Source organism: uncultured Winogradskyella sp. (assembly GCF_947495255.1).
Taxonomy (GTDB): Bacteria; Bacteroidota; Bacteroidia; order Flavobacteriales; family Flavobacteriaceae; genus Winogradskyella.
This window is the reverse complement of sequence record NZ_CANLYI010000040.1, coordinates 1-287: the sequence shown is the minus strand read 5'-3', so window position 1 is coordinate 287 and position 287 is coordinate 1. Positions and strand designations below refer to the sequence as shown.

Here is a 287-nt window from a genome sequence, read left to right as displayed (position 1 = left end):
GCATCAGCTTCTTCTTTAGCTTTTTGTTCTGCGACTAGTTTGGCTTGTGCATCAGCTTCCTCTTTAGCTTTTTGTTCTGCAACTATTTTAGCTTGCGCATCAGCTTCTTCTTTAGCTTTTTGTTCTGCGACTAGTTTGGCTTGCGCATCAACTTCTTCTTTAGCTTTTTGTTCTGCGACTAGTTTGGCTTGTGCATCAGCTTCCTCTTTAGCTTTTTGTTCTGCAACTATTTTAGCTTGCGCATCAGCTTCTTCTTTAGCTTTTTGTTCTGCGACTAGTTTGGCTTG

General features: G+C 41.1%; 1 pseudogene. It reads right to left on the bottom strand.

The window, feature by feature from the left end:
* Positions 1–287: pseudogene (locus Q0807_RS18880) on the bottom strand (hypothetical protein); the annotation flags it as partial.